The sequence below is a fragment of the Bacillus sp. CZDM1 genome (genome assembly GCF_055502545.1).
Genome location: NZ_JBUESO010000003.1, coordinates 362,694 through 388,781 on the forward strand (window position 1 = coordinate 362,694; position 26,088 = coordinate 388,781).

20 protein-coding genes are annotated in these 26,088 nt (G+C 38.2%); 19 read left to right on the plus strand and 1 reads right to left on the minus strand.

All coding sequences use genetic code 11. The features are described from left to right. Positions 1 to 5: 5 nt before the first annotated feature. The 14 genes from ACY3XC_RS09470 to ACY3XC_RS09535 all read left to right on the plus strand — a co-directional run bounded on the left by ACY3XC_RS09470 (position 6) and on the right by ACY3XC_RS09535 (position 17,325). On the plus strand, positions 6 to 2,081 hold the full coding sequence (locus tag ACY3XC_RS09470) for a glycosyl hydrolase 115 family protein (protein WP_464868299.1): 2,076 nt from the start codon (positions 6 to 8) through the stop codon (positions 2,079 to 2,081). A 33-nt stretch (positions 2,082 to 2,114) separates the two neighbouring features. Then, complete coding sequence (locus tag ACY3XC_RS09475; RefSeq protein ID WP_464868300.1) at positions 2,115 to 2,780, plus strand: rhamnogalacturonan acetylesterase; 666 nt, start codon at positions 2,115 to 2,117, stop codon at positions 2,778 to 2,780. Positions 2,781 to 2,813: 33 nt separating this feature from the next. Then, positions 2,814 to 4,802, plus strand: a complete 1,989-nt coding sequence (locus ACY3XC_RS09480; protein WP_464868301.1) for a beta-galactosidase — start codon at positions 2,814 to 2,816, stop codon at positions 4,800 to 4,802. Between the two features lie 25 nt (positions 4,803 to 4,827). Continuing rightward, entirely contained in the window at positions 4,828 to 5,142 is a 315-nt protein-coding gene (gene rhaM / locus ACY3XC_RS09485; protein WP_464868302.1) for an L-rhamnose mutarotase, read from the plus strand. A 248-nt stretch (positions 5,143 to 5,390) separates the two neighbouring features. Next, positions 5,391 to 7,175 carry a cache domain-containing sensor histidine kinase gene (locus ACY3XC_RS09490; RefSeq protein ID WP_464868303.1) on the plus strand — a complete coding sequence of 595 codons (1,785 nt, stop codon included), beginning with the start codon at positions 5,391 to 5,393 and terminating at the stop codon, positions 7,173 to 7,175. Continuing rightward, positions 7,168 to 8,727 (plus strand): response regulator transcription factor, encoded by a 1,560-nt coding sequence (locus ACY3XC_RS09495; RefSeq protein WP_464868304.1) that lies wholly within the window; start codon positions 7,168 to 7,170, stop codon positions 8,725 to 8,727. Before ACY3XC_RS09490 ends, ACY3XC_RS09495 begins: the two co-directional genes overlap by 8 nt. Before the next feature lie 25 nt (positions 8,728 to 8,752). Continuing rightward, entirely contained in the window at positions 8,753 to 10,048 is a 1,296-nt protein-coding gene (locus tag ACY3XC_RS09500; RefSeq protein WP_464868305.1) for an ABC transporter substrate-binding protein, read from the plus strand. A gap of 194 nt (positions 10,049 to 10,242) precedes the next feature. Beyond that, entirely contained in the window at positions 10,243 to 11,550 is a 1,308-nt protein-coding gene (locus ACY3XC_RS09505) for an ABC transporter substrate-binding protein (RefSeq protein ID WP_464868306.1), read from the plus strand. A 91-nt stretch (positions 11,551 to 11,641) separates the two neighbouring features. Then, positions 11,642 to 12,601, plus strand: a complete 960-nt coding sequence (locus ACY3XC_RS09510; protein WP_179157358.1) for a carbohydrate ABC transporter permease — start codon at positions 11,642 to 11,644, stop codon at positions 12,599 to 12,601. Positions 12,602 to 12,603: 2 nt separating this feature from the next. After that, complete coding sequence (locus tag ACY3XC_RS09515) at positions 12,604 to 13,449, plus strand: carbohydrate ABC transporter permease (RefSeq protein WP_179157359.1); 846 nt, start codon at positions 12,604 to 12,606, stop codon at positions 13,447 to 13,449. Positions 13,450 to 13,552: 103 nt separating this feature from the next. Continuing rightward, positions 13,553 to 14,185: a YesL family protein gene (locus tag ACY3XC_RS09520; RefSeq protein ID WP_464868307.1), complete on the plus strand. Its 633-nt coding sequence runs from the start codon at positions 13,553 to 13,555 to the stop codon at positions 14,183 to 14,185. A 92-nt stretch (positions 14,186 to 14,277) separates the two neighbouring features. Then, complete coding sequence (locus ACY3XC_RS09525; protein WP_464868308.1) at positions 14,278 to 15,252, plus strand: Gfo/Idh/MocA family protein; 975 nt, start codon at positions 14,278 to 14,280, stop codon at positions 15,250 to 15,252. Between the two features lie 2 nt (positions 15,253 to 15,254). Further along, positions 15,255 to 16,055 (plus strand): alpha/beta hydrolase, encoded by an 801-nt coding sequence (locus tag ACY3XC_RS09530; RefSeq protein ID WP_464868309.1) that lies wholly within the window; start codon positions 15,255 to 15,257, stop codon positions 16,053 to 16,055. A 484-nt stretch (positions 16,056 to 16,539) separates the two neighbouring features. Further along, the gene (locus tag ACY3XC_RS09535; RefSeq protein ID WP_464868438.1) at positions 16,540 to 17,325 is read left to right on the plus strand and encodes a CAP domain-containing protein; all 786 of its coding nucleotides are present in this window, start codon (positions 16,540 to 16,542) and stop codon (positions 17,323 to 17,325) included. Between the two features lie 106 nt (positions 17,326 to 17,431). Here the strand turns inward: ACY3XC_RS09535 and ACY3XC_RS09540 are convergent, their stop codons facing one another. Then, positions 17,432 to 19,159, minus strand: a complete 1,728-nt coding sequence (locus ACY3XC_RS09540) for a sigma-54 interaction domain-containing protein (RefSeq protein ID WP_464868310.1) — start codon at positions 19,157 to 19,159, stop codon at positions 17,432 to 17,434. Positions 19,160 to 19,505: 346 nt separating this feature from the next. On the opposite strand from ACY3XC_RS09540, the gene hutU reads away from it, so the two are divergent. From hutU to ACY3XC_RS09565, 5 genes are all read left to right on the plus strand, one after another. Beyond that, positions 19,506 to 21,227 carry a urocanate hydratase gene (gene hutU, locus ACY3XC_RS09545; RefSeq protein ID WP_464868311.1) on the plus strand — a complete coding sequence of 574 codons (1,722 nt, stop codon included), beginning with the start codon at positions 19,506 to 19,508 and terminating at the stop codon, positions 21,225 to 21,227. Positions 21,228 to 21,887: 660 nt separating this feature from the next. Then, on the plus strand, positions 21,888 to 22,034 hold the full coding sequence (locus ACY3XC_RS09550; protein ID WP_464868312.1) for a hypothetical protein: 147 nt from the start codon (positions 21,888 to 21,890) through the stop codon (positions 22,032 to 22,034). Positions 22,035 to 22,136: 102 nt separating this feature from the next. Further along, complete coding sequence (locus ACY3XC_RS09555) at positions 22,137 to 23,498, plus strand: YjiH family protein (protein WP_464868313.1); 1,362 nt, start codon at positions 22,137 to 22,139, stop codon at positions 23,496 to 23,498. 92 nt (positions 23,499 to 23,590) lie between these two features. After that, entirely contained in the window at positions 23,591 to 24,847 is a 1,257-nt protein-coding gene (hutI, locus tag ACY3XC_RS09560; protein WP_464868314.1) for an imidazolonepropionase, read from the plus strand. A 22-nt stretch (positions 24,848 to 24,869) separates the two neighbouring features. Next, positions 24,870 to 26,036 carry a M20/M25/M40 family metallo-hydrolase gene (locus ACY3XC_RS09565; protein ID WP_464868315.1) on the plus strand — a complete coding sequence of 389 codons (1,167 nt, stop codon included), beginning with the start codon at positions 24,870 to 24,872 and terminating at the stop codon, positions 26,034 to 26,036. The last annotated feature ends 52 nt before the right edge of the window (positions 26,037 to 26,088 follow it).

Genomic DNA, 26,088 nt, shown 5'->3' on the forward strand with positions numbered 1-26,088 from the left:
AATCATTGAAGCTTTCCTATCTAGTGATCGATGGTAATTCCACGATCTCCCTGCCTGCAACGGTCACCACCCCGGTCAGGCATGCAGTGGACATGATCATGAGAGATCATGAAAAGGTATTTGGAAAAATGCCAAAACTCTGTTCTCCAAATAGTGAGGCTGCCGATATAGTTATTCGATATGCCGCACATAATGAGGAATGCCCACAAAGGCCAGAAGCCTACGGCTTTCGGTTTACAGAAAACAATGGGAAGTGTTCTTTCCAAATCATTGGCTATGACGATTTAGGAATCATCTATGGTTTACTTCATTACAGTCATCAATACTTAGGTGTGGACCCTTTTTGGTTCTGGGCAGATTTGCAGATTATACCCAAATCTGAGATTCATATACCAGCTGTAGAGTTTAATTCCTCTGAAAAAAAGGTGAAATACCGTGGCTGGTTTGTCAATGATGAGGTCTTTCTGATTGGATGGAAGGAAGAATACCCTCCGTCAAAAGAGGTATGGTATCCCGTTTTCGAAGCATTATTAAGGTGCGGCGGGAATATGGTTATCCCCGGTACTGATCTCCCGAAAAATGGCATTCATGGTGATTTAGCAGCGGAAATGGGCTTATGGGTTACCCATCATCACGCTGAACCTTTGGGGGCAGAAATGTTCTTAAGGGCATTTCCAGGAAAGAAACCCAGCTACAAACAAAATCCAGAGTTATTCGAGTCTTTATGGGAAAAAGCCATTGAAAAACAAAAGAATGAGAAAATTGTCTGGGTACTTTCGTTTCGCGGCCAGGGTGATGCTCCTTTCTGGCAGTACGATCCGGAATTTGATACACCGGAAAATAGAGGAGCTATGATATCAAAGGTTGTGCATAGGCAATATGAAATGATTAGGAACTCCGTTGAAAACCCTGTCTGTTCCATGGCTTTATATGGTGAAATATCCGAACTGTACAAAGCAGGACATGTGAAGGTACCTGAAGGAGTTATTAAAATATGGGCTGATAATGGGTATGGAAAAATGGTGACCCGGAGACAGGGAAATGAAAACTACAGGATTCCTTCTCTTCCGGCAGCTAATGAAACAGGGGAGCATGGCATTTATTATCATATAACTTTCCATGACCTCCAGGCTTCGAATCATTTAACGATGTTTCCATCTCCGCCAGAACTTATTAAAGAGGAGCTAGAAAAGGCGTTTGATGCCGGTGCTTTATCCTACTTACTGCTTAACAGCGGCAATATCCGCATGCATCTTTACCCGCTGGATATTGTCAGTGAATTATGGAATCACGGCACAATAAATATAGATAATCATTTACAAACATATATTGAACGACTTTATGGAACCGAAAACAAAGAAATTGCAAAGCTTTACAAAAGATATTTTGAAAATACTATTTTCTATGGTCCTCATTCAGATGACAAAGCAGGGGATGAATTTTATCACCATCCTGCAAGGAAGATTATTGGACATTGGCTTCAGGGGAAAACAAATATTCCGATGGAAAGACTGTACTGGGCCACAGGAGAAATTACTTTTACTAATCAAGTGAATTGGTTCTTGGAAAAGTGTGAAACTGGTTTAGCACATTGGGAAGAATTTTTAAATCAGTGCAGGTATCTCTCTATGAATCTGCCAAAAGAAGACCGTCAACTTTTCTCCGATCAGCTAATCCTGCAAGCGGAATTACATGCCTTCGGGTGTAAAGGTTTTATATCCCTTTGTAAAGCCTATCTTTCTTTTACCAAAAATGATAATCCGCTTGCTTTTGTTTATGCATCGAAATCAATCGATCATTATAAGGATTGTAAACGAGCATTAAAACGAGCAGAGCATGGAAAGTGGGAAAACTTTTATCGTGGTGATTGGTTAACAAACATTGACAGCACCATTTATTCTTTGGAAGCACTTCGTAAATTTCTACGGATGCAGGGAGACAGCCCTGATTTCTTTTTATGGTACAAAGAGTACCTAATGCCGGAAACGGAAAAGTATATTTATTTAGAGAATACTCACCGAAATCCGTTATCAGATGATGAACTGGCACGAAGATTAGCAGTAAAGTTCCTTCAAGATTAAGGATTAAACGATATTTAAAGGGAGGGGATAATATTGACGAATATATTCTTAGCTGGTGACTCTACCGTTGCGTGCTGTCCGCGAAATGAGGCGCCAATGGCCGGCTGGGGGCAAGAGTTTCAATCCTTTTTTTCAGAGGACATAAAGGTTCATAATTTTGCAAAGGGTGGAGCTAGCACCAATACTTTTATTGAAATAGGGTATTTAGGTATAATACTAGAATTCATTCAGAAGAACGATTACCTGTTTATTCAATTTGGACATAACGATCAAAAATCGTTCGGTACCCAGCCCTTTACCACCTATCAATCATATTTGACGGAATATGTTAACGGTGCACGGGACAAAGGTGCAATTCCGGTCTTAATTACTTCTGTTCACCGAAGAAATTTTGATGAAGAGGGCAGAATGGTAAATACTCTCGGGGACTATCCGATATCGATGATGCAATTAGCAGAAAAACTGGATGTCCAGCTTATTAATTTATGGAAAAAAACAGAAAAGCTTTATCAATCATTAGGCACTGAAGGCTCAAAACAATTATTCACTTGGTTTAGTGCAAATGAAAATCCAAATTACCCTGATGGCATTCAGGATAATACCCACTTTTGTGAACACGGTGCAAAGGAAGTCGGCAAACTGGTAATCGAAGGGATAAAAGAATTGCAATTACCAATTTCCCAGTTTATTAAGGAATAGATTGATAGAAATCTGTAACATGAGGTGAAATAGATGAGTAAGAAATTATATCATGGTGCTGCATACTACCCAGAGCTATGGGATGAAAAAGTAATCGAAGAAGATATTATCGAAATGAAAAAGACCGGTATTAATGTTATCAGGATCGGAGAGTTTGCCTGGGCATCGATGGAGCCTGAAGAAGGTAAGTTTGACCTTAGCTTTTTTGCAAGAATGATTAACAAACTTTATGAAAATGGTATAGAAACCGTCATGTGTACACCGACACCCACTCCTCCCATCTGGTTTTCCCACAATCGTCCAGAACGGATGTATGTGGATGCTGACGGAAAAGTAATGGGACATGGCTCAAGGCAGCATGCCTGTACCAACCATCCTTATTTTAGAGAAAGAGCAGCACTTATCACGGAACATATCGCAAAAGCATTAGGAAGTTTACCAGGTGTGATGTGCTGGCAGCTGGATAACGAGTTTAAGTGTCATGTCAGCGAATGTATGTGTAATACCTGTAAGGAGTTATGGCATGTTTGGTTAGAGGATCGCTATGGAACGATTGAAAATCTTAATGACGCATGGGGAACGAAAATTTGGAGTGAATATTATCATAGCTTTGAACAGGTGCCACAGCCAGGGCCGGCCCCGTTTTTACACAACTCTTCGTTAAGTACGATGTACCAAATCTTTTCAATGGAGAAAATTGCAGAGTTTTCCGATGAACAGGCAGGTATTATTCGAAAATATTCATCCGCACCGATTACTCATAACAGTTCTGTTTTCTTTAGTGTAGATAACGAAAGGCTATTCCAAAACCTGGATTTTGCATCTTTTGATACGTATGCAGCCATCGATAATTTTCCAGCTTACTTGATTAATAGTGACCTGTGGAGAAATCTTAAAAAGGACAGACCTTTCTGGGTAATGGAGACGAGTCCATCCTACGCCGCGTCATTAGAAAGCTATGCGAGCCCACATCCAAACGGTTATTTAAAAGTGGAAGCAGCAGCCGCTTATGCACTGGGAGCAGAAGCCTTTTGTTATTGGCTTTGGAGGCAGCAGCGTTCGGGCTGTGAACAGCCGCATGGTTCTGTCTTAAGTGCCTGGGGTAAACCTACGATTGGTTATCAAAATGTCTTAGAAGTGGAAGAAATGCGAAAAGAAATTGAACCTATTATCTTATCGACTAAACCAAGTCAGGCAGAAGTGGCTATCACATATTCAGACAGGGCTAAGGCTTTCTTAAAAACAGAACCACATCGAAGCTTAAATCATCGCGGTTTAGTTACTGATTTTTACAAGCGTATTTTATCAATGGGTATTCATCGCGATGTGATTCCGGAAGGTGCAGACCTTGAGGGGTATAAGGTACTTTTCACTCCATTTATTCAATATTTGTCACCTGAATATAATGCCCGGGCTCGACAGTTTGTTGAAAATGGCGGGATTTGGATTGCAGGACCATTAACGGGCGGCCAAACTGAAAATCATACCGTCCATACTGATAGGGCATTAGGTGAACTTGAAAAAACAGCTGGTGCTGAAGTATTATTTACCTTTCCTTTAGATGATACCGGGACAATCGGACGTGCTTTTGATATCTCTGCTCCTTTAGGACTGTGGAGTTCGGTTATGGAGGCAGACTCCACACAAGCAGTCGGCATCATCGAAGAGGGACTTGCTAAAGGGAAATCCTTTATCACAGAGCATAAGCTTGGTGCAGGAAAAATGATTATGCTTGGCTCAATGCCAATGGGCGAGACGGGGGATGTGTTACTAAGGAAGTTGGTTGAGCACTACTCACAAGAAGCAGGAGTTACCCTCCGAACCGACGTTTCAGAAGGGACTATCGTTGCTCCACGCCAGGGAGCAGGTTATTCTATTTGGTTTGTAATTAATATGGATGGTAATGGCGGAAGTGTTACCATTCCTCAGACAGGAATAGATTTGCAGACGAATAGTGCAGTAGAGCCAGGAAAACTGAAACTGGGAAAATTTGAATATAAAATAATTCAATTCAATCACTAGTGAATTTTTAAAGGGGGAATCTCTTATGATTCGAAAAGCATCGGTTATGAAAGTGTTCGAAGGATATCATGAAGAATATAAAAAACGCCACGATCAATTATGGCCGGAAATGGAAAAGGAATTAAAAAATCATGGTGCACATCATTATTCTATTTTTTTAGACGAGAAGACCAATAATCTGTTCGCATATGTAGAACTTGAGAGTGAAGAAAAATGGGGTGATATGGCAAAAACAGAAATTTGTCAAAAATGGTGGGACCATATGAAAGATATTATGGAAACCAATCCCGATAATAGCCCCGTTGCATACGAATTAAAGCAAGTATTTTATTTAGATTAAATAGCTCCACTTATTAAAAATAATAGATTCTGTAAAAAGCCCTCAAGAACCTTTGAGGGTTTTTGGCTTGTACGTACATATTTGACGAAACACTAAATATATAAAATTTTTCATAGTTTTCTATGAAAAAAGGTATATAAATGATAAAATCGAATTAATTTCATACGGACAAGTTGATTATTTTTTATTTTTATTAATTTGGCTACGCTTACAATGGAATAAAAAAAACAAACGGAGACTTACTCTATATGATGAAGGTACTTCAAAGACTAAGGAAGCAGTACTTGAACCTAAAAATAAAATACAAACTTTTTTTACTAGTGTCATGGATCATGGTTATTTCATTTTCTTTTACCTTTTTCGGATTAACATATGCATTTCAAATTTACGATGAGCAAATTTATAGTAAGTCCTCACAAGTTTTAAGTACATCCTCTAATAGTATTGAAAGTGAGTTAAAAGATTTAGAGGACCTATCCTATAATATTTTGACGGATCCCCAAATTCAACAATACTTATCTTCGATAAGAGAGGATAGTACCGAATATGAAAAATTTCGTCTGCGCACCAACATGTTGGATAAGCTGCTAAGCTATGCAAACAAAGAAGAATACATCCAATCGGTTAATGTAGTTGACACAAATGGAGAAGAGTATGTGGTGGGGCCAAGGACATTTGAATTAACGCCAGAGCAAAAAACCGATATTACTAAGTTAGCCATCAAGGCTAATGGCAGTAATGTCTGGTTAAATCCAGAGAAAAATGATTTTATATTTGCTACCGCACGAGAAATAAGACAGTTTCGGAATTTAAGCTTTGACAATTTAGGTACCATTATCATCTATCTTAATATGGATAAACTCGCTGGAAATATATTAGAGGGATCAAAAAAAATGGATGGGGAATTTTTAATCGTTAGTGATAACAATCAAATATTTCCAAAAGAAACAAATTCTCCATTTAAAGAAGCAGCAATATCATTAGATTCTGGCACAATCAATTCAGGCTATCAAATCAAAAAAATTGATAATAAAAATTACTTTCTAGTACATATTAAATCCAGCTACTTTGATTGGGGTTACTTGAATGTTATTCCCTTTAATCAAATCTTTGAAAATATCAATAAGGTTAAAACATTTTTAATCATCATATTTATTCTGATGTTTGTTGGCGTCACGATTTTTGGTATCCGATTTGCCAGAAACATTACGATTCCTTTAGAGAATCTTGTAGCGGGCATGCAGTATGTGAAAGTGGGGGACTTTAAGGAAGCAAGAAAAAAAGCACTGAAAACCTCGATTTTGCAGGACGATGAGGTGGGTAACCTCCAGCAAAATTTCCAGACCATGATCCAACAAATTGATGAACTCATAAATGAAAATTACTCTAAGCAGCTTACGATAAAAGAGACTGAGTTTAAGGCGCTGCAAGCCCAAATTAATCCTCACTTTTTATACAATACGCTAGAATCCATCAATTGGTTAGCAAAAGGCAATGGGCAGACACAAATTTCTAGAATGGTAGAATCACTTGGGTTTCTCCTGCGTAATTCAATTAGCTTAAAAAAACCATTGATAACGATTGAAGAGGAGCTTAGTATTGTAAAAAATTATGTGACTATTCAGAAATACAGATTTGAAGAAAGATTGGATTTCCACATGCTGGTGGATTCAGATATTTACCCATACTATATTCCGAAGTTAACACTGCAGCCACTTATTGAAAATGCCATTCATTATGCGCTGGAGCCGAAGATTGATTCTTGTAAAATTAGTATTTATTCGATCATAAATAAAGAAGCTATTAAACTAATTGTAGAAGATGATGGACCGGGAATGGAGTCTGCTTTTATAGAAAAGTTAAAAAAAGGAGAAGTGAAAACCCGCGGACAAGGGGTTGGCTTATCAAATATTGATGACAGAATAAAATTGTCTTATGGGGAGAAATATGGAGTAAGGATTGAAAGTGAACCCAATAAAGGAACGAAAGTTATCATTGTTTTACCTTTCGATAAGGGGGAAGACCATGTATAAGGTATTATTAGTCGATGATGAAAGAATCATTACCGAAGGAATGTCAAAGGTCATTAATTGGGAGTCGATTGGGACAAGTTTAATTGGGACGGCAAGAAATGGTATAGAGGCCTACAACATAATCGAACAAAACAAACCAGATATTGTGATTAGTGATATCAAAATGCCTGGTATGAATGGTCTTGAGCTAGTTGCAAAAGTTCATAGCGTTTTTCCTGAAATACGATTTATTTTATTATCAGGATTTAGTGAATTCGATTTTGCAAAACAAGCCATGCAATACGGCGTGAAGCATTATCTATTAAAACCTTGTAATGAGATTACGATAATGGATGCAGTTTCGGAGATTTGTGAGGATTTTAATCAAAACCAAAAGAGAGAACAATTTATCCAAAAAATGAAGGGAACTCTTGAAAGTGTTCTTCCCTATGCCAAAGAACAGCTGCTTAAAGAGTTTATTACCAATCATTATGAAAATAAAGATTTAGAGTATTATCAAAACCTTTTTAATATCGATTTAAATACTCCCAAGGTTAGGCTCGTTTTATTTCAACTAGAGGGGAATTTTGAATTTGAGCACATGTTTGCAATCAGAAAAATTGCTGAAAATATTTTTGATTCATATATTGTTAGTTGTTCAGTAGGGGAAACCATATTATTTCTAATTGAGGATTACTGTAACTACCCTAAACTTTATTCACAAATTGAAAAAATTAAACATACATTCTATCAATATTACCAGATTGATTCGACAGTTGCGATTAGCGAATCAGGTAAAATTAGTAATGCCAATAAATTATATAATGAAGCCCTCGATTGTTTAACGTATCGTTTTTATTTAGGGGAAGGGGGCGTCATAACAAAGAAGGACATTGCCTATCAAAACCCTTCAGATGAAATAGAATTCTATTATGATGATCAAACCTTCTGTCGATTAGTGAAATCAGGGTCCTGGACAGATGTGACTAAAGAAATAAACACATTTTTTAATCATTTAATAGATTTAAGACTCGATATTAATATCACAAAGTCATATGTGATCCAATTATTTAATGCCATGATACGGTTATGTGAACCTAAAGATATGACTATGTATTTAACAAAATTAACGTTTCTCTTAGAAATAGACACGATTCAAAATTTAAAATCCTTTTTTGAAAGCGTTGCCCGAGAAATTACTCTTTCCTTTTTTGAACACAATAATAATAAACATTCAACGATTATCAATAAAGTCATCGAGACGATTGATCAGTATATTGGTAATCAAAATTTATCTCTACATTGGGTTGCAAACGAAATGTTGTATATGAATGCTGATTATCTTGGGAAGCTGTTTAAGAAGGAAACAGGAGAAAAGTTTTCAAATTATATTACGAGATTAAGAATTGAATTGGCTATTAATTTAATAGAAAAGGAAAATGATGTAAAGGTATTCGAAATTGCTGAAAAAATTGGTTATGGTGAAAATCCTCAATATTTTAGTCAGGTATTTAAAAAACACACTGGTTTTACTCCATCAGAATACAAGAGAGAATCCTTACAAGGATCGTAAAATATAGTCAAAGGGGAAAAAAACGATGAAAAAACTATTGTTTTCAACTTTATCCCTAGTTATGGTAATTTTCACTGGTGGTTGCGGGAAATTGAATATCGTAGATTCCGCTGAGAGTAAAGCTAAAGAGGAAATTACTTTAAAAATTGCCTGGTGGGGAGAGCAGCCACGACACGACTATACACTGGAAGTAATTGAATTGTTTGAGGAAAAATATCCAAATATTAATGTTGAGCCCTTATATGCAAATTGGGATGATTATTGGAAACGGCTCGCCCCGATGGCAGCGGGTAATAAACTTCCTGACATCATCCAAATGGACTTGCTTTATCTTAGACCGTACAGTGATAATAACCTTCTAGAGGATTTAACCCCCTATATTAAACAAGATGTAATTAAGACAAAATCAATCAGTACGGGAATTCTTTCTGGCGGAAAAATCGGCAAAAATTTGTATGGATTTCCATTAGGAATTAATGCACCAGCCATTATCGTAGATCGCCCATTACTTTCTTCAGCGGTCGATGACTATCCAAAGCCTGATTGGTCATGGAGTGATTTTGAAGAAATTGCTTTACAGGTTCAAAAAGAAAAACGAATTTATGGTACAAACGGTATGAAATCCCCGGATGTATTCTTTTCGTATTATTTACGTACGAAAGGAATGAATTTATATAATAAAACTGGAACTGGATTAGGATATGAGGATGATCAATTGTTTATTGATTATTTCGAGATGCAATTAAGAATGCTGGAAAAAGGGGCCTTTCCAAGAGCAGATGTTACAGAACAAATAAAAAGAATAGAAGATGAGTTAATCGTAAATCAACAGACCCCGATGCAATGGGCATATTCCAACCAATATTTCGGTTTTTTAGAAGCAGCAAACCGGCAGCTCGAGCTTATTCCTCCACCAGGACCTGGCCAAGAGTTAGGACTTACAGTGAAGCCTAGTATGCTTTTTTCAATGTCAAAAAGTTCAAAGAATAAAGAGGCAGCTGCTCTATTCATTAATTTCTTTATAAATAATATTCAAGCAAATAAGGTAATCAAGGGTGAAAGAGGGGTTCCGATTTCTTCTAATGTAGTCGAGAAAATAGAAGAAGATTTATCCGAAAATCAGAGAATCGTATTCGATTACGTAAATAAAGTGAAAAATTCAAATAGTAATGTTGAGAAAGCGGATCCCCTTGGAGGTATAGAGGTAGTGAAAATTTTACAAGATGTTTCAGAACAAATATTGTTTAAAAAACTAACCCCACATGAAGGAGCACAAATTTTTAGAACGGAAGCAAATAAAATCCTATCAAAAAAGAATTAAGGTTTCATCAACGATAAAGGCTCCCATGGAACAAGCATTAGACTGCTTATTCTATGGGAGCTTTTCTATTTCTATGAAATGTCTGATTTTTGAACAAACTAAGCGGAAAATTGGATTCAGACAATTCCGACAAGATTTTATAATAGTAAATGTAAACACTTACATAAAAGTGTAAAAAATAAGGGGGAGAAAAAATGAAAAAATTCTTAGTTTTATTATTAACTTTTGTTTTAGCCTTTTCATTAGCTGCATGCAGCGGTAGTAGTTCAACAAGCAGCAACGATTCTGATTCTGATTCAAAAGATGATAAAAAAGATGAAAAAGTTACTCTTCGAATTGCATGGTGGGGCTCGCAGCCACGACATGATTATACTCTAGAAATTATTAAAATGTATGAAGAAAAAAATCCAAATGTAAAAATCGAAGCAGAATATGCAGCATGGGATGACTACTGGAAAAAGTTAGCTCCACAAGCAGCAGCAAATGAGCTTCCTGATATTGTCCAAATGGACCTATCATACTTCTCACAGTATGCGCAAAATAACCAAATTGCTGATTTAACTCCATATTTGGATAAACAAATCAATACAAAAGATATTGCTGAAAATATCATCAACGGCGGTAAACTTGGCGACAAGTTATATGGAATTAATGCTGGTGTAAACGTGGTTGGTTTCCATCATGATCCAGCAGTACTTGCAAAAGCTGGTGTAGATTCTATCCCTGAAAATTGGACTTGGGACGATTACAAAGAAATCGCAGCAAAAGCAAAAGCTGCTGGCGTATTCATGGATACAGGAATGAAAGCCGATGTATTCTTCAACTATTACTTAAGAACACAAGGAAAGTCACTTTATAGCAAAGATGGTGCATCTCTAGGATATAAAGATGACAAGCTGTTCGAAGATTTCTTCAACATGACGGCTGGTTTAGTAAAGGATAAGGCGGTTCCTACACCTGACTTCTTAGCACAGTTAAAAGGGATTGAAGATGATCCTGTCGTTACTCAAAATGCAATTGGTATCTGGCAATGGTCTAACCAGTTTGTAGGGCTTCAACAAGTGGCAAATAGAGAACTTGCTATCGCTCCAATGCCAGGTCCTGACAGCGAAAAAGGTTTATATTTAAAACCAAGTATGTTCTGGTCTGTTGGAAATAATTCAGAACATAAAGAAGAAGCTGCAAAGTTCATCGATTTCATGATCAATGATATCGAAGCGAACAAATTAAATCTTGGTGACCGTGGTGTCCCTGGTTCTTCTGTTGTTAAAGAAGCATTAAAGCCACTGCTTTCACCGGCACAAGTCCAAGTATTTGATTATGTTGATTGGGCAGAAGGAAATAGCTCAGAATTCGATGGTCCAGACCCAGTTGGTGCCGGAGAAGTAATTGAAACGCTTGACAGTTTAGCTGAACAAATGGCTTATGGAAATCTATCAGTGAACGATGCTGCAAAACAGTTTAGACAACAAGCTGAGAGCGTCCTAGCACAAAACAAATAATAATTTCCACTTCGGTAGCTGGTCACTTAATTAGATCAGCTATCGTCCTTTCATCTTAGGGAAAGTAGCCAAAGAATAAGGAGTTGAATAAATGAATACACGTGTGATAAAGGAAAATGTAAAAGTAGATATCCCCATTCGCTCTGTTAGCAAACGAAGCCGTGCCATCAAGGAAAACTTGACAGGGTATGCGTTTATCAGTCCGTTTATTATTGGATTCCTTGCTTTTACGTTAATTCCGATAATAGCGTCTTTATATTTATCATTTACAAACTATAATTTATTTGCTGCACCACAATGGATAGGAATTGAAAACTACAAAAAAATGTTTACATCTGACCCGCGCTTATTGCAATCATTAAAAGTTACACTCATCTATGTGCTTGCAGGGGTTCCTTTAAGACTAATATTTGCATTATTAATTGCTGTGATATTAAATACAACTTCAAGAGCAGTTGGACTATATCGCTCATTATTCTATTTACCATCCCTAATTGGCGGCAGCGTTGCTGTTGCGATTATGTGGCGTAATGTTTTTGGTGACTTAGGTATTGTTAACATTTTACTTGATTTACTTGGACTTCCAATCGTGAAATGGTTTGGTAATCCGACTGCGGCATTATGGATGCTCATCTTCTTGTCAGTATGGCAATTTGGTTCCTCGATGCTGATCTTCTTAGCAGGATTGAAAGGGATTCCAAAAAGTTATTATGAAGCTGCTAGTGTTGACGGAGCCAATGGCATACAGCAATTCTTCAAAATTACTCTTCCAATGCTCAGCCCGGTTATTCTATTCAATACGGTTATGCAAACAATTGCTGCATTTATGACATTCGTGCCAGCGTTTATTATCTCAAAAGGTACAGGCGGACCGTTAGATGGAACACTCCTTTATTCATTATATTTATTCATCCAAGGTTTTGAGTTCTTCAATATGGGATATGCTTCAGCAATGGCATGGGTCATGCTTATTATCGTAGGATTTTTAACAGTCATTATTTTTACGACATCAAAATATTGGGTTCACTATGAATCAGAAGGAGGCAAATAACCATGACATCCAAGTTAAAATCACCTAGATGGTGGATCTATCATATACTAGTCGGTGCCTTTGCGATTTTAATGCTTTATCCAGTTATTTGGCTCGTGATGAGCTCATTTAAACCAAGTGATACCATCTTTATTACGGCTAAATCATTGATACCAGAAACCTGGATTTGGACGAACTTTGTAGACGGGTGGGAAGGGATTGGCGGAAATTCATTCGGTGTATTTATCAAAAATACTGCCATCCTAGTAGTGATTACCTTAATTGGACAAGTAATATCGTCTGCATTTATTGCCTTCGGCTTTGCACGTTTAGAGTTTAAAGGAAAAGCAATTTGGTTTGGAATTATGATGCTTACCTTGATGCTTCCACATGATGTGTTAATGGTACCGCAATATATCATTTTCGCGAAACTAGATTGGCTAAACTCGATTAAACCACTTGCAATACCAGCATATTTTGGACATCCGTTCTTTATCTTCCTTCTCGTTCAATTTATACGGACAATTCCTAGAGAGCTGGATGAAGCGGCCATTATTGATGGCTGCGGTACCTTCAAGATTTTCACGAAGATCATTTTGCCATTAATTAAACCATCTTTAGCGACAGCAGCAATTTTCTCTTTCTATTGGACATGGGAATCCCTATTAGGGCCTGTATTATATTTAAACAGTCCTACAAAGTATACCGTTTCCATGGCACTAAATATGTTCCTAAGTAATGAAACCGTATCGAACTGGGGTGCCATGTTTGCGATGTCGGTGGTTACCTTGATTCCTGTATTCGTCGTATTCTTCCTCTTCCAACGTCATGTTGTCGAAGGAATCAGTACGAGTGGATTAAAGGGCTAACATGGTAACGAAATTATCTAATTTAAAACTTTGCCACTTCTAACCCTATAAGGAAGTGGCAAAGATACGATGGTTAAGAACAACGGTTCAAGGAGGATTACAAATGGACACTTCAGGATTTATGGAAAGTTTAAATAAATTGCTTGAATGGATTTCAAGACTAGCATTCTTAAATTTATTATGGATCGCATTTTCTCTTCTAGGCCTTATCTTCTTTGGATTTTTTCCTGCAACGGTGGCGATGTTCGCAGTTGTTCGAAAATGGATGCTAGGTAATGATGAAATGTCTATTTTTAAGACTTTTTGGACTGCATATAAACGAGACTTTTTGAAGAGTAATATTCTTGGAGTTATCATTCTTACTATTGGATTGATTTTGTATATTGACTTCCAGTTCGTACTAAATGCATCGAATAGTTTCGTATCAATTCTTTATGTTCCATTATTCATTATCACGTTCATTTTTATTTCAATGCTGTTTTATATCATTCCGATTTTTGTGCATTATGATATGAAGCTTAGCCAGGTAATTAAGAACTCATTCTTTGTAATGATTATGAATCCTCTTTCTACTTTTTATATGCTGATTGGCAGCTTCGGTATCGTTTTTGTCCTATCCTACGCACCGCCAATTTGTCTACTTTATAGCGGAAATCTATTAGCACTATTTATTATGAAGCCGGCAACCAATGCCTTTGAAAAAATTAATCAAAAATCAAAGCTATTAGTAAATTAATCATGATGAAAGGGAGAGATAGTGAAGCCATTTACTATCTCTCCTTTTCATCCTATGCATTTAATTAGTGTAAACTAAGTTAAGAGGTGATTATGATGAAAATTGGATTTATTGGAACTGGATTTTTTGCCAAAAAGCATGCATCCATATTAGGGGAAATGTCTGGGGTAGAAGTAACAGCCTTCTGTGGAACTAGTATAGAAAAGTCAGAGACAGAAGCTAGAAATTGGTCCAATGCGTCAGGCTATACAAACGTTGAGCAGATGTTAGATAAACAAAAACTAGATGCAGTCTATATTTGTGTACCGCCAATGGCTCATGGTTCAATAGAACAAGCATTAATAGAAAGAAGAATTCCCTTTTTTGTGGAGAAACCGCTGGGGATAAATGATGCGCCATATGAAATTGCCAAAAAGATAGAAGAGCAGGGTCTTATTACTTCTGTAGGTTACCACTGGCGTTATATGGATCTTTCTAAAAAAGCTTTATACCTTCTTCAAGAACGTCAAATAGGGATGGCTCTTGGTTATTGGATGGGGGATATGCCAATGGTTCCTTGGTGGAGAGACGTAAATAAATCAGGGGGACAATTTGTTGAACAGACTACACATATTGTCGACCTTCTACGTTTTCTTTGCGGTGAAATCAAAGAAGTTTATGCTGCCTATAGCAGCAGGATGATGGCAGATAAAGTGGAGGGCACCACTGTTCCTGATGTAGGAAGTGTGACCTTAAGGCTGAATAATGGCATGATTGCAACAATATCTAATACCTGCATTCTCCCTGAATCAAACAAGGCTGGGCTGGATGTATACACGAATGAAGGAGTCATTCAGATTAGTTCTAATCTATTAAGAGACATTCGTGGTAAGGAGATGACAGAATATAGGAATCAATTAGATCCATACAAAGTAGAAAATAGACTTTTCCTTGATGCCGTCAAAACAGGGGATTCAACCCATATTTTATCACCCTATAAGGATGCTGTGAAAACACATCGTGTTACACTTGCAGCAGCACATTCAGCCATGACTGGGCAACCAGTTACCTTGGAGGTGGAGGAATAATTATGAATCTAAAACAGCCAAGAGGAAAAATAGCATTGTGGGACAATGTAAAACTAAATGAAAATAACACAGATTGTCCTAGTATCGAGCCCTTTTTGCTTGATGGGGATGGGCCGTATCCGGTTATGATTATCGCTCCTGGAGGCGGGTACTCTCACCGTGCAGAACATGAGGGATACCCAGTAGCACAGTGGCTAAATTCCATTGGCATTTCTGCAATCGTCCTCCATTATCGAGTAGCACCATTTAGTCATCCAATTCCACTAGTCGATGCCCAGAGAGCTATTCGCATGGTAAGATATCATGCTTCTGAGTGGAATTTAGATAAAAATCGTATTGGAATCCTTGGGTTTTCTGCAGGAGGTCATTTAGCTTCAACCGCTGGAACACATTTTGACTCAGGAAAAAGTCAGGCAGAAGATCCGATTGAACGGATTAGCAGCCGTCCTGATGTCATGGTACTTTGTTACCCAGTCATTACTATGGGAGAGTATACCCATGAAGGAAGCAGAATCAATTTATTAGGTGAAAGCCCAAGTTTAGAAATGATTCAATTATTATCAAGTGAATCTCAAATTACAGAAGATACTCCACCGACCTTTCTCTGGCATACAGCCGATGACGCAGCAGTTGACGTAGAAAATAGTTTGCTTTTTTCCTCTATGTTAAACAGGTTAAAGATTCCCTTTGAACTTCATGTTTTTGAAAGCGGTCGACATGGATTAGGGATGGCTGAGGAACATCCTGAAGCAAAAGCTTGGCCAGGGTTATGTGAGTCATGGTTAAGGAAAAGAGGGTTTTAGTTAAATTTAAATACCAACTTCCCTAGTTAAGATAAATTTTATAATAGTAATTTACCCCATATGAATAACAAATAACCGATTGGTAACCATTACCATTCGGTTTTTTTATGCAGAAAATACCATCAATATATTTTGAAAAAAAATCAAAAATAAGAAGGCAAAAAAACATTTTTGCAAGGGGGTAATCAGGTTGATAAAAAAGTCATTTGGCTTGCTGCTTTCAGGGGTTTTAACATTTGGTCTAGCTGCATGTAACAATGGAAATGATGCAGCAGATGAAGTCCGTACAGGCAGGATAGATCGAGACCAAACCACTTTAAATGTTGGTAATGGAAGAGATGACGGGATAGACCATAATGGTCCACTAACCGAGGATTACACCAATAATGATAATAATGATAGCGATTGGGATCGAGGTACAAATAATCGAAACAATAATGATGATTTTGTAACCAATGTAAATAATGATCGTCAGACAAATCGAATCCACAACAGAAATGTAAATCGCAATAACGTAAATGTGGATAACGACAACAATAATGATGCATTAAATATCTCAGCAGATCGAACAACATTGAATAGTAAGAATTACCCTCATACAAAAGCGATTTTAATTCAACATGCTCAGTATAGGTACATTCCATTCGGATCTGTTCAATGGTATCAATTTGGAGGTCAACAAGGAAAGACTCCAACACAACAGCAACAACCAACAACAAAAGCACCAACTCAACAACCAGCAGCACCGGCGCCAGCACCTGCCGCACCGGCACCAAAACAAGCAGCACCAGCACCAGCTGCACCGGCACCAAAACAAGCGGCACCAGCACCAAAACAAGCAGCACCAGCACCAAAACAAGCAGCACCGGCACCAGCACCAGCAACTGGCGATGTAAGTGCATACGTTAAACAGGTAATTGATTTAACCAATGCACAACGTAGTAAAAACGGTTTACCGGCTTTAAAACATGATACACAATTAAGTGGAGTTGCACAAAAGAAATCTGTAGACATGGCACAAAACAATTATTTTTCACATACGAGCCCTACCTATGGTTCACCATTCGATATGATGAGGGACATGGGCGTGTCGTATAAGTCAGCAGGGGAAAATATCGCCCAAGGACAACGTACACCACAAGAGGTCGTAACGGCATGGATGAACAGCGAAGGGCATAGGAAGAACATTTTAAGCGCTAACTTTACTCATATTGGAGTTGGTTACGAAAAGTCTGGCAACCACTGGACACAAATGTTTATTGGTAAGTAATAGTATGAAGAGAGACAGGAATCTAATGGATTCCTGTCTCATTCTCAGTTTTATGGGATATTGGAACTTTCTCTATCCTGCTGAGATAAAATTTAATATTTCCTTTTTACCTTTCCTTCTTCGTACAGGTATTTTTTAACTCATGTTTTTTTATATGATACTGTAAACTTTGCCGGGTAATCCCAAGCAATTTAGCCGATTTTGAAATATTCCAGTCGTTTTGGTCTAAAACCCTCTGAATATAATGCTCTTGGGAGTTACTAAAAATAGATTTAAACGGGTTTTTCGCCATTTCTTTTTGTTTCTTATTCTTTGATGAACTTTTTGAAACCAGTTTATTTCGTAAATAGGCAGGAAGATGCTCAATATTTAATTCACTTTCCGATTCACTAGTTTGTATGATGATATTTTCAATTAGATGCTCCAATTCCCTGGTGTTCCCAGGCCAAGGATATTGAAGGAGTGTAGATTGTAATGTTTTTGAAAGACCCGGCACAGTTTTGTTAAATTTCTTTTGATGTTTTTCAATAAAGTGGTTGATAAAAAATATGATATCCTCGCTACGTTCTCTCAAAGGGGGAATAAAAAGACTCGTATGAGCGATACGGTAAAATAAATCAAGACGCATCTTTTTTTCTTCTATCAGTTTAATTGGATCCTCATTTGATGCACTAATAACTGTGCATTCTACCGGGGTAACGTCATTCGATCCGACCCTTCGAACCAAACGTTCTTGCAAAACTCTCATCAGTTTCGATTGAAGTGTAAGCGGCATAGAGTTAATCTCATCAAGAAAAAGTGTACCATTTTTTGCATATTCGAAAAGCCCAATTTGATTGGCTGCTCCGGTAAAAGCCCCTTTAACAGTTCCAAATAGTGTGCTTTCCAATAAGGTTTCAGGAATGGCAGCACAGTTCACTGCTACAAATGGATTTTCTGCCCTTGGACTATGGTTGTGAATACTTTGGGCAAATAGTTCTTTTCCCGTTCCAGTTTCTCCGACAATTAACACATCGGTATTATGTATCGCGATATTTTGAGCTTCTAAAATGAGATTTTTTAAGGTGAAACTTTTGCCCTTGATATTTTCAAATGTAAACGTGGTTCCGTTGTTAAAATGCCGGGAACCAGATTCAGAAGCTTGGATAATTTGCCTTTTTTGCTCAATAGCTTGGTGTAAGCGATTCTTAAGCTGTGATTCATTTGTACTTACTGAAAAAACAGCGATTGTATCTCCATCTCTTTGAATAGGAAACGTACTATAATTCACATACCGTGGTACTCCGTTTACTGTTGAATGAGCCCGATACCGCGAAAATATGGGCTTTCCTGTTTTGAAGGTATGTTTATGTTCGGAATATTGCGGATTATAATTATAGGCAGACCAAAGATGCTTTCCGATAATTTCTTGGCTGTCTAATCCCTCAAGCTTTTCCTGTGCATGATTATATAAGACAATCCTGCCCTCATTGTCACTCATCATGACCCCTTCATCTAAAGATTCCATTATTTTCTCAAGGCAGTATAATCGTGCTGATTGATTTTCTATTAAATTTGTAATGTCTTCGATGCAAAGAATAATGTATTCACTTTCCGCAGAAAACTTTTTTACCTCAATAGAGAGCTTTTTTTGATTCAATGTTAGGGTGAATTTTTCGTTCTCAACTAATTTCTCCCGCTTGCAGGGGAAATGGTCTAAAATATGCTGCCCTTCTATTAGATCCAATTTAAGTTCTGGATGCAGGTCATACCATAATATATGGGAGGTGTCATCTAGAACAACCACTCCGTCAACAAAACTTTTAATAATAGAACCTATCGATTGTGCAATCATATTTTTTACCTCCTTCAAAAGATAACCCTTATCAGAATATAACACTTATTTTGAATTTTATTAATAGTCTGCATGCAAAAAATATCTGCACTCAGAAAACGTAACCGTTTTCAACAGTAATTATGTTTACATGACTTTTATAGACAAAAGCGGTGCAAAATCTATCTGCGGTATTTTTGAATATATTTCCATTTATTCGTTTGTTTTATTGAAAATTATAAGTTTCCATTCAGGCTCTTTGCGGGAATTCAATAAAATTAGGGGAATTTCCAAAGTTGGCACGCAACTTGCAATATCTAAAGTGAGTAGAGTTAATACTACATTTATTTTTTAGGAGGAAATGTATATGTCAAAGCCAGAAATTTTATATTCCGTAAAGGCACAAAGAGGAAATGTACTTCGTTGTAAAGGTTGGAGACAAGAGTCAATCCTAAGAATGCTTGAAAATAATATGGAAAATGCTGAGAAACCAGAAGAACTCGTCATTTACGGCGGGATTGGAAAGGCTGCACGAAACTGGGAGTCCTACCATGCGATTGTAAAATCGTTAAAAGAGCTTGAAGATGATGAAACACTTGTTGTTCAATCTGGTATGCCTGTTGCCGTCTTCAAAACTCATAAATATGCACCAACCGTTGTTATGGCAACAACTAATATTATGAAAGCGGACTGGCCAACTTTCTATGAACTTCAAGATAAGAACTTAACAATGTATGCTAACTATACTGCTGCTCCATGGGAGTACATAGGTACACAAGGTGTTATCCAAGGGACATTTGAAACCTTATCGGCTATTGCCCGCCTTCACTATAATGATTCCCTTGTTGGTAAGATCCTTCTAACTGCCGGTGCTGGCGGAATGGGTGGCAACCAAACAAGAGCAATGACCATGCATGGCGGGGTTGCGATTCTATGTGACTCTAACATTGAAATTATTAATCGAAGAATTGAAAAAGGATTTATAGATTGTGTAGCAGACACATTAGATGAAGCAATTTCAATGGCTAAGCAATATGCGTCAGAAGGCAAACCTCTTGGTGTGGCTGTGGTAGGAAACGCTGCAGATATATTCGAGGAAGTACTTCAAACAGGCTGGTTACCAGATATCTCAACCTCAATGACACCGGCACATGACCCAATCTCTTACTTACCATCCGGTTACACTGTTCAAGAAGCAGAAGAGTTGCGCGACACAAATCGTGATCTTTATTTAGAAAAAGCCCGTGAAACAATGATCCGTGAGCTAGAAGCATTAATTAAATTATTGGATCTTGGCGTACATTCCTTCGAGTACGGCACTAGTATCCGTAAGGAATGTATCGATGCTGGGTTTGATGCAAAAGAAGCAAAGCGTCTTCCAGGATTCGTGGCTGAATACATTCGTCCGCTATTCTGCGAAGGCCGCGGACCGTTCCGCTGGATCTGCTTATCAGGTGAAGCAGAAGACTTACGCAAAATTGATGAAATGATTCTTGAAGAATTTAGTGATGACCTCCTAGTAACACGCTGGATTAATTTGGCAATGAAACATATTCCAATCGAAGCTTTGCCTGCACGTATTTGTTACATGGGCTTTGGACAGCGAAAGAAATTTGCCCTAAAAGTAAATGACATGATTAAGAAAGGTGAACTTGCAGGACCAGTAGCATTCTCCCGTGACAACCTTGACTCTGGTTCCATCGTAAACCCAACATTCGAGTCTGAGAACATGAAGGATGGCGGTGACTTAATCTCTGACTGGCCGGTATTGAATGGTCTATTAAATGCAGTTGGTATGTGTGATTTAATCGCATTACAAGCAAACTACTCGATGGGTGAAGCGGTTCATACGGGTGTAACGATGATTGCTGATGGTACTGCAGAATCTGATATGAGACTTGAAGTGGCAATGACCGTTGACTCAGGTATCGGAGTTGTACGCCATGCCCAGGCTGGTTACGAAACTGCCCGTGATGTAGCTAACGGAAACGGAAAACTGACTGATGAAAGCATTAAGATTCCACTATGGTGGTCACCGAAGGCAACATTTGGTCCAAAGGATCTTGAGAAGGAAAATGTAAAGGCTTAATTTTACTCTGAAATAAGGCTGTCCCAAGTAAAGGGGTATGAACCTGCCATTCAAAATCATCTAGATGAAATCGGTATGATCTTAGAATGGAATAGAACTTAAGGGGCAGCCCTTTCTTTTGAATTGGCTCTTTTGTAAACTTAGTTGCTTTCTGTACAAATTACTCTAAATTTATCGCAACTTCGGACAAGTTTGTTGAACTTTAGAGGCATCATGCCTGAACCTGTAGCAACTTCAGACAAGTTTGATGAACTTTAGAGTCATGGTGTCCGAACCAGAGGTGACTTCAGACAAGCTTGATGAATTTAAGAGTCATGGTGTCTGAACCAGAGGTGACTTCAGACAAGCTTGATGAATTTAAGAGTCATGGTGTCCGAACCAGAGGTGACTTCAGACAAGCTTGATAAATTTAAGAGTCATGGTGTCTGAACCAGAGGTGACTTCAGACAAGCTTGATGAATTTAAGAGTCATGGTGTCCGAACCAGAGGTGACTTCAGACAAGCTTGATAAATTTAAGAGTCATGGTGTCTGAACCAGAGGTGACTTCAGACAAGCTTGATGAATTTAAGAGTCATGGTGTCCGAACCAGAGGTGACTTCAGACAAGCTTGATAAATCTAAGAGTCATGGTGTCCGAACCAGAGGGAACTTCAGACAAGTTTGATGAATTTAAGAGTCATGGTGTCCGAACCAGAGAGAACTTCAGACAAGTTTGATGAATCTAAGAGTCAAGGTGTCCGAACCTGTGGAAACTCAGACAAGTTTGCTGAATCTATGAGCCATGGTGTCGAATCAGAGGCGACTTAAGCAAAAAACGTTATTAACCAATAAAAAAACCACAATCTTTGCGAAAACAGCCTTTGAATAAAGAATCCCATACTCCGGTTAATTATTGAAAGAGGTGAACATATGAGTAAACTTCAAGAATCCGTTGAAACCCATCAGCTAGGGCTCAAACAAAATACTGATTTTCTGGCGCCCATTCATACCATTCCGAACATTATAAAGTTTTTACTGTTCAGCTCAATTGGTATCTTCATGTTCTTTATTCCAATCGAATGGAACGGGAAAAGCTCTATTCCATTAGATCATTTCGTGACTTGGGTTCGATCATTGGTTGGAAATGGGGCATCCTATTATGTCTTAATCCTTGTTGTGTTAGGCGCCATCCACCCCTTTTATAAGAAGACATGGAATAAAAATGCTGTGGAAGTGGTTTTTTCTTTATTTAAAGTTCTTGGGGCAATTGCAACCGTTCTTGTCATTTTTAAGGCTGGTCCCGCCTGGTTAATGGCTGAAGATATGGGGCCTTATTGGTTAAACTTCTTACTCATTCCAATTGGTATGCTTGTTCCAATCGGAGCCGTTTTCTTAGCCTTGTTGGTTGGATATGGATTATTGGAGTTTATCGGTATTTTTATGCAGCCAATCATGAGGCCAATCTGGAGAACACCGGGAAGGTCTGCAATCGACGCTGTTGCATCATTTGTTGGCAGCTATTCTATTGGACTTTTAATTACAAATAGGGTGTATAAAGAAGGAAAATATACGAAAAGAGAAGCGGTGATTATTGCCACTGGCTTTTCAACCGTTTCCGCCACATTTATGATTGTTGTCGCGAAAACACTGGATTTAATGCATATTTGGAATCTTTACTTTTGGTTAACATTAGTTGTTACATTTGCGGTTACAGCCATTACGGTACGTCTAAGACCAATCAGTAAAATGAGTGATGATTACTATTCGGGTGAAGGTTATCCAGAAGAAGTAATAAAGAAGGACCGCCTGAAAGTAGCATGGAATCAAGCGATGGTGACAGCCTATTCAGCCCCTAAACTGTGGCGGAATATCTTTGAAAATGTAAGAGACGGAGTCCTAATGGCAATGGGCATTCTGCCTACGATTATGTCAATCGGCTTACTGGGTTTAATATTAGTAAATCAAACACCAGTTTTTGATTATATAGCCTATGTTTTTTATCCGCTAACAGCGCTTTTGCAAATCCCAGAGCCATTTTTGGCAGCAAAGGCTGCAGCAATTAATTTAGTAGATATGTTTGTTCCTTCTTTAGTCGTTTTGAAGTCTAGTTTAGAGACAAGATTTATCATTGGATCTTTATCCATTTCTGTCATTCTTTTCTTTTCTTCGTTAATTCCGTGCATCATGTCAACAGAAATTCCGTTGAAGATGAGAGATATCATCTCTATCTGGTTCTTAAGAACGGTATTTTCTCTTATGCTAATCACACCGCTTGCTTTGCTATTTTTATAAATTGCAAGTTTGTGATTTTTGTATAAATTAGGAAAGAATCACCTCTAGTACAACTAGATATGTGAAAAATAATCATGGAGGTATAGCTAAAAATGTCTAATACCAAGGTAAAGATAAAGGTAGATTTAGTAATCTCACAGGCCGCAGAAGCTTTAACCTGTGTTGGAGATAGCATGGAAGACATCGGCATAATTACAAATGCCTGGATTGCAATCAAGGATGACAAAATAGTCGGAGTCGGGTCGGAAGAAGAGGTCAAAGCCCAATTTGAATTTGATTCGGGCAGTGTAATTAATGGTGCAGGCAAAGTTGTTGTTCCAGGCTTTGTTGACTCCCATACCCATTTAGTGTTTTATGGCACAAGGGTGGAAGAATATGCGGCTAAGTTGACAGGAAAGCCGGAGAAGCTTGAAAAGCTTTTGATGACAATAGGGCCGAATCGAACAATTGAGCTTACACGGAATACCCCTTCAGATGAATTATTCGAACAATCAAAGAAACGTATGCTGACAATGCTTGAGAATGGAATTACAACAGTGGAGAGTAAAAGCGGCTACGGTCTAACGACAGAAAGTGAAATTAAAATTCTAGAAGTAAGCAGAAGACTCGGTGAAGAAACGCCGCTTGATGTGATAAATACATTTTTAGGAGCACATGGAATTCCAGAAAACCTTTCGAAAGAGGAATATATGGAAGTCATTATCAATGATATGATTCCAAAGGTTGCTGAACGAAAACTGGCTGAGTTTTGTGATGTATGGTGTGATGCTGGTTATTTTACAGCAGAGGAATCGGAAAGGATTCTTAAGGCTGGCTTAGAGTACGGAATGAAGCCAAAAATTCATGCAGATGCCTACTCCTACATTGGGGGTTCTGACCTGGCGGCTGAAATGAAAATGGTTTCCATTGATCATTTAAATTACACGCCAGTGGAAGTAATGAAAAAGCTGGCAGAGGCAAAAGTAACAGCTGTTTTAATGCCGGCACTTGATTTTGCTGTAGGTCATAAGCGACCATTTGATGCTAGACAGATGCTCGATTTAGGAATGGACATCGCACTGGCTACAGACCTTTGCCCTGCATCCTATACACAATCAATGCAGTTTGTCATCGCTCTTGCTTGCCGTTTGTATAAGTTTTCCGTGGAGGAAGCGATTAAAGCAGCCACAATCGCGGGTGCGAGGGCACTCAACCTCGATGACCGCGGAGTCATTCAGGAAGGAAAATTAGCAGATTTACAGATTTGGGATGTTCCAACCTATAAGCATGTGGCATATGAACTAGGAACAAATGTCGTAGAAACGGTTATAAAAAACGGTAAAGTGGTTGTTAACCGCAAGTCTAAATGAATAGAGGTATGGAGGGGTATAAATGCAAACTAAACTTAAATCTAGTGCAGCTGAGCATGTAAATGGAGAGCGTCTTTTAGATTTATTTTTGGAATTAGCGAAATTAAACGCACCGAGTACAAAAGAGCAGCAGGTCGCTGATTATTTAAAGAAGGCTTTACCAGAGCTAGGGTTTACTCTTGAGTTTGACGAAGCACATAAAAATTTTAATGGGGAAGCAGGCAATCTGATTGCTTGGCATGAAGGAACAGATCCAACAATCCCGCCATTATTCTTCTCTACACATATGGATACCGTTTTACCAACAGAGGGTTTGAAGCCGGTAATTAAAGATGGTGTGATCCATTCTGACGGGACAACGATTTTAGGGGCAGACGACAGAGCGGCATTAGCGGCCTATCTTGAGGCCATGAGAGCCATCATTGAGGGCGGTATTCCACATGGTCCAATTGAATTTATATTAACGGTAAATGAACAGCCGGGATTAGTTGGTGCCCGCTATATGGATTACTCTAAAGCAAAAAGTAAAACAGGTTATATTTTTGATAGCAGCGGCGATGTTGGTCAAATTATTCTTAAAGGTCCATATAGCAGCCGTATTTATATGGAGGTTCAAGGCAATGCCGCCCATATTGCGCTTAATTCAGAAGAAGGCAATAGTGCTATTTTAATAGCTGCTGAAGGTCTCTCTAATATGAAGCTTGGTGAAATCGAAGAAGGAACACTGGCTAATATCGGGATTATTAACGGGGGAGAGCTTACCTCTATTATACCTGGCAGTGTCACAGTTTCAGGCGAAGTCAGAAGCTTTTCAAAGGAAAAGCTTGATGCTCAGCTAAAGCATATGGAAGAAGTCATGCAGCAATCTGCTGAAAAAAAAGGCGGAAAGGTAAAGGTAAGAATCGAGAAAAAGTATTTTGGCTTTGATATTCCTAAAGATGATATTTTAGTAAAGACAGTTTGGATAGCCGCGGAAAATATCGTTGTAAAACCTTATTTAACAGAAACATTGGGCGGAGCTGACACGAATGTATTGAATGAAAATGGATTAACTTGTTTGACACTGGGACTTGGGTTTCAGAATATCCATTCTTTCAGGGAATGTATCAGCATTGAAAACCTAATTAACACTGGCAGACTAACGGCTGCACTCATTGAGCAATGGTATACCAATCATAAAGAATCATAATCGGTGAGGAAGACCAGGGGCATGTATAGATAAAAATACTATAATAAGCCCG

What these genes read in the sequence shown, in the direction of transcription:
- ACY3XC_RS09490 (WP_464868303.1), top strand. Translation starts at nt 5,391, where the DNA reads ATGATGAAGGTACTTCAAAGACTAAGGAAGCAGTACTTGAACCTAAAA.
- ACY3XC_RS09565 (WP_464868315.1), top strand. Translation starts at nt 24,870, where the DNA reads ATGCAAACTAAACTTAAATCTAGTGCAGCTGAGCATGTAAATGGAGAG.
- hutU (WP_464868311.1), top strand. Translation starts at nt 19,506, where the DNA reads ATGTCAAAGCCAGAAATTTTATATTCCGTAAAGGCACAAAGAGGAAAT.
- ACY3XC_RS09480 (WP_464868301.1), top strand. Translation starts at nt 2,814, where the DNA reads ATGAGTAAGAAATTATATCATGGTGCTGCATACTACCCAGAGCTATGG.
- ACY3XC_RS09495 (WP_464868304.1), top strand. Translation starts at nt 7,168, where the DNA reads ATGTATAAGGTATTATTAGTCGATGATGAAAGAATCATTACCGAAGGA.
- ACY3XC_RS09505 (WP_464868306.1), top strand. Translation starts at nt 10,243, where the DNA reads ATGAAAAAATTCTTAGTTTTATTATTAACTTTTGTTTTAGCCTTTTCA.
- ACY3XC_RS09510 (WP_179157358.1), top strand. Translation starts at nt 11,642, where the DNA reads ATGAATACACGTGTGATAAAGGAAAATGTAAAAGTAGATATCCCCATT.
- ACY3XC_RS09540 (WP_464868310.1), bottom strand. Translation starts at nt 19,159, where the DNA reads ATGATTGCACAATCGATAGGTTCTATTATTAAAAGTTTTGTTGACGGA.
- ACY3XC_RS09555 (WP_464868313.1), top strand. Translation starts at nt 22,137, where the DNA reads ATGAGTAAACTTCAAGAATCCGTTGAAACCCATCAGCTAGGGCTCAAA.
- ACY3XC_RS09525 (WP_464868308.1), top strand. Translation starts at nt 14,278, where the DNA reads ATGATGAAAATTGGATTTATTGGAACTGGATTTTTTGCCAAAAAGCAT.
- ACY3XC_RS09500 (WP_464868305.1), top strand. Translation starts at nt 8,753, where the DNA reads ATGAAAAAACTATTGTTTTCAACTTTATCCCTAGTTATGGTAATTTTC.
- ACY3XC_RS09520 (WP_464868307.1), top strand. Translation starts at nt 13,553, where the DNA reads ATGGACACTTCAGGATTTATGGAAAGTTTAAATAAATTGCTTGAATGG.
- ACY3XC_RS09515 (WP_179157359.1), top strand. Translation starts at nt 12,604, where the DNA reads ATGACATCCAAGTTAAAATCACCTAGATGGTGGATCTATCATATACTA.
- hutI (WP_464868314.1), top strand. Translation starts at nt 23,591, where the DNA reads ATGTCTAATACCAAGGTAAAGATAAAGGTAGATTTAGTAATCTCACAG.
- ACY3XC_RS09530 (WP_464868309.1), top strand. Translation starts at nt 15,255, where the DNA reads ATGAATCTAAAACAGCCAAGAGGAAAAATAGCATTGTGGGACAATGTA.
- rhaM (WP_464868302.1), top strand. Translation starts at nt 4,828, where the DNA reads ATGATTCGAAAAGCATCGGTTATGAAAGTGTTCGAAGGATATCATGAA.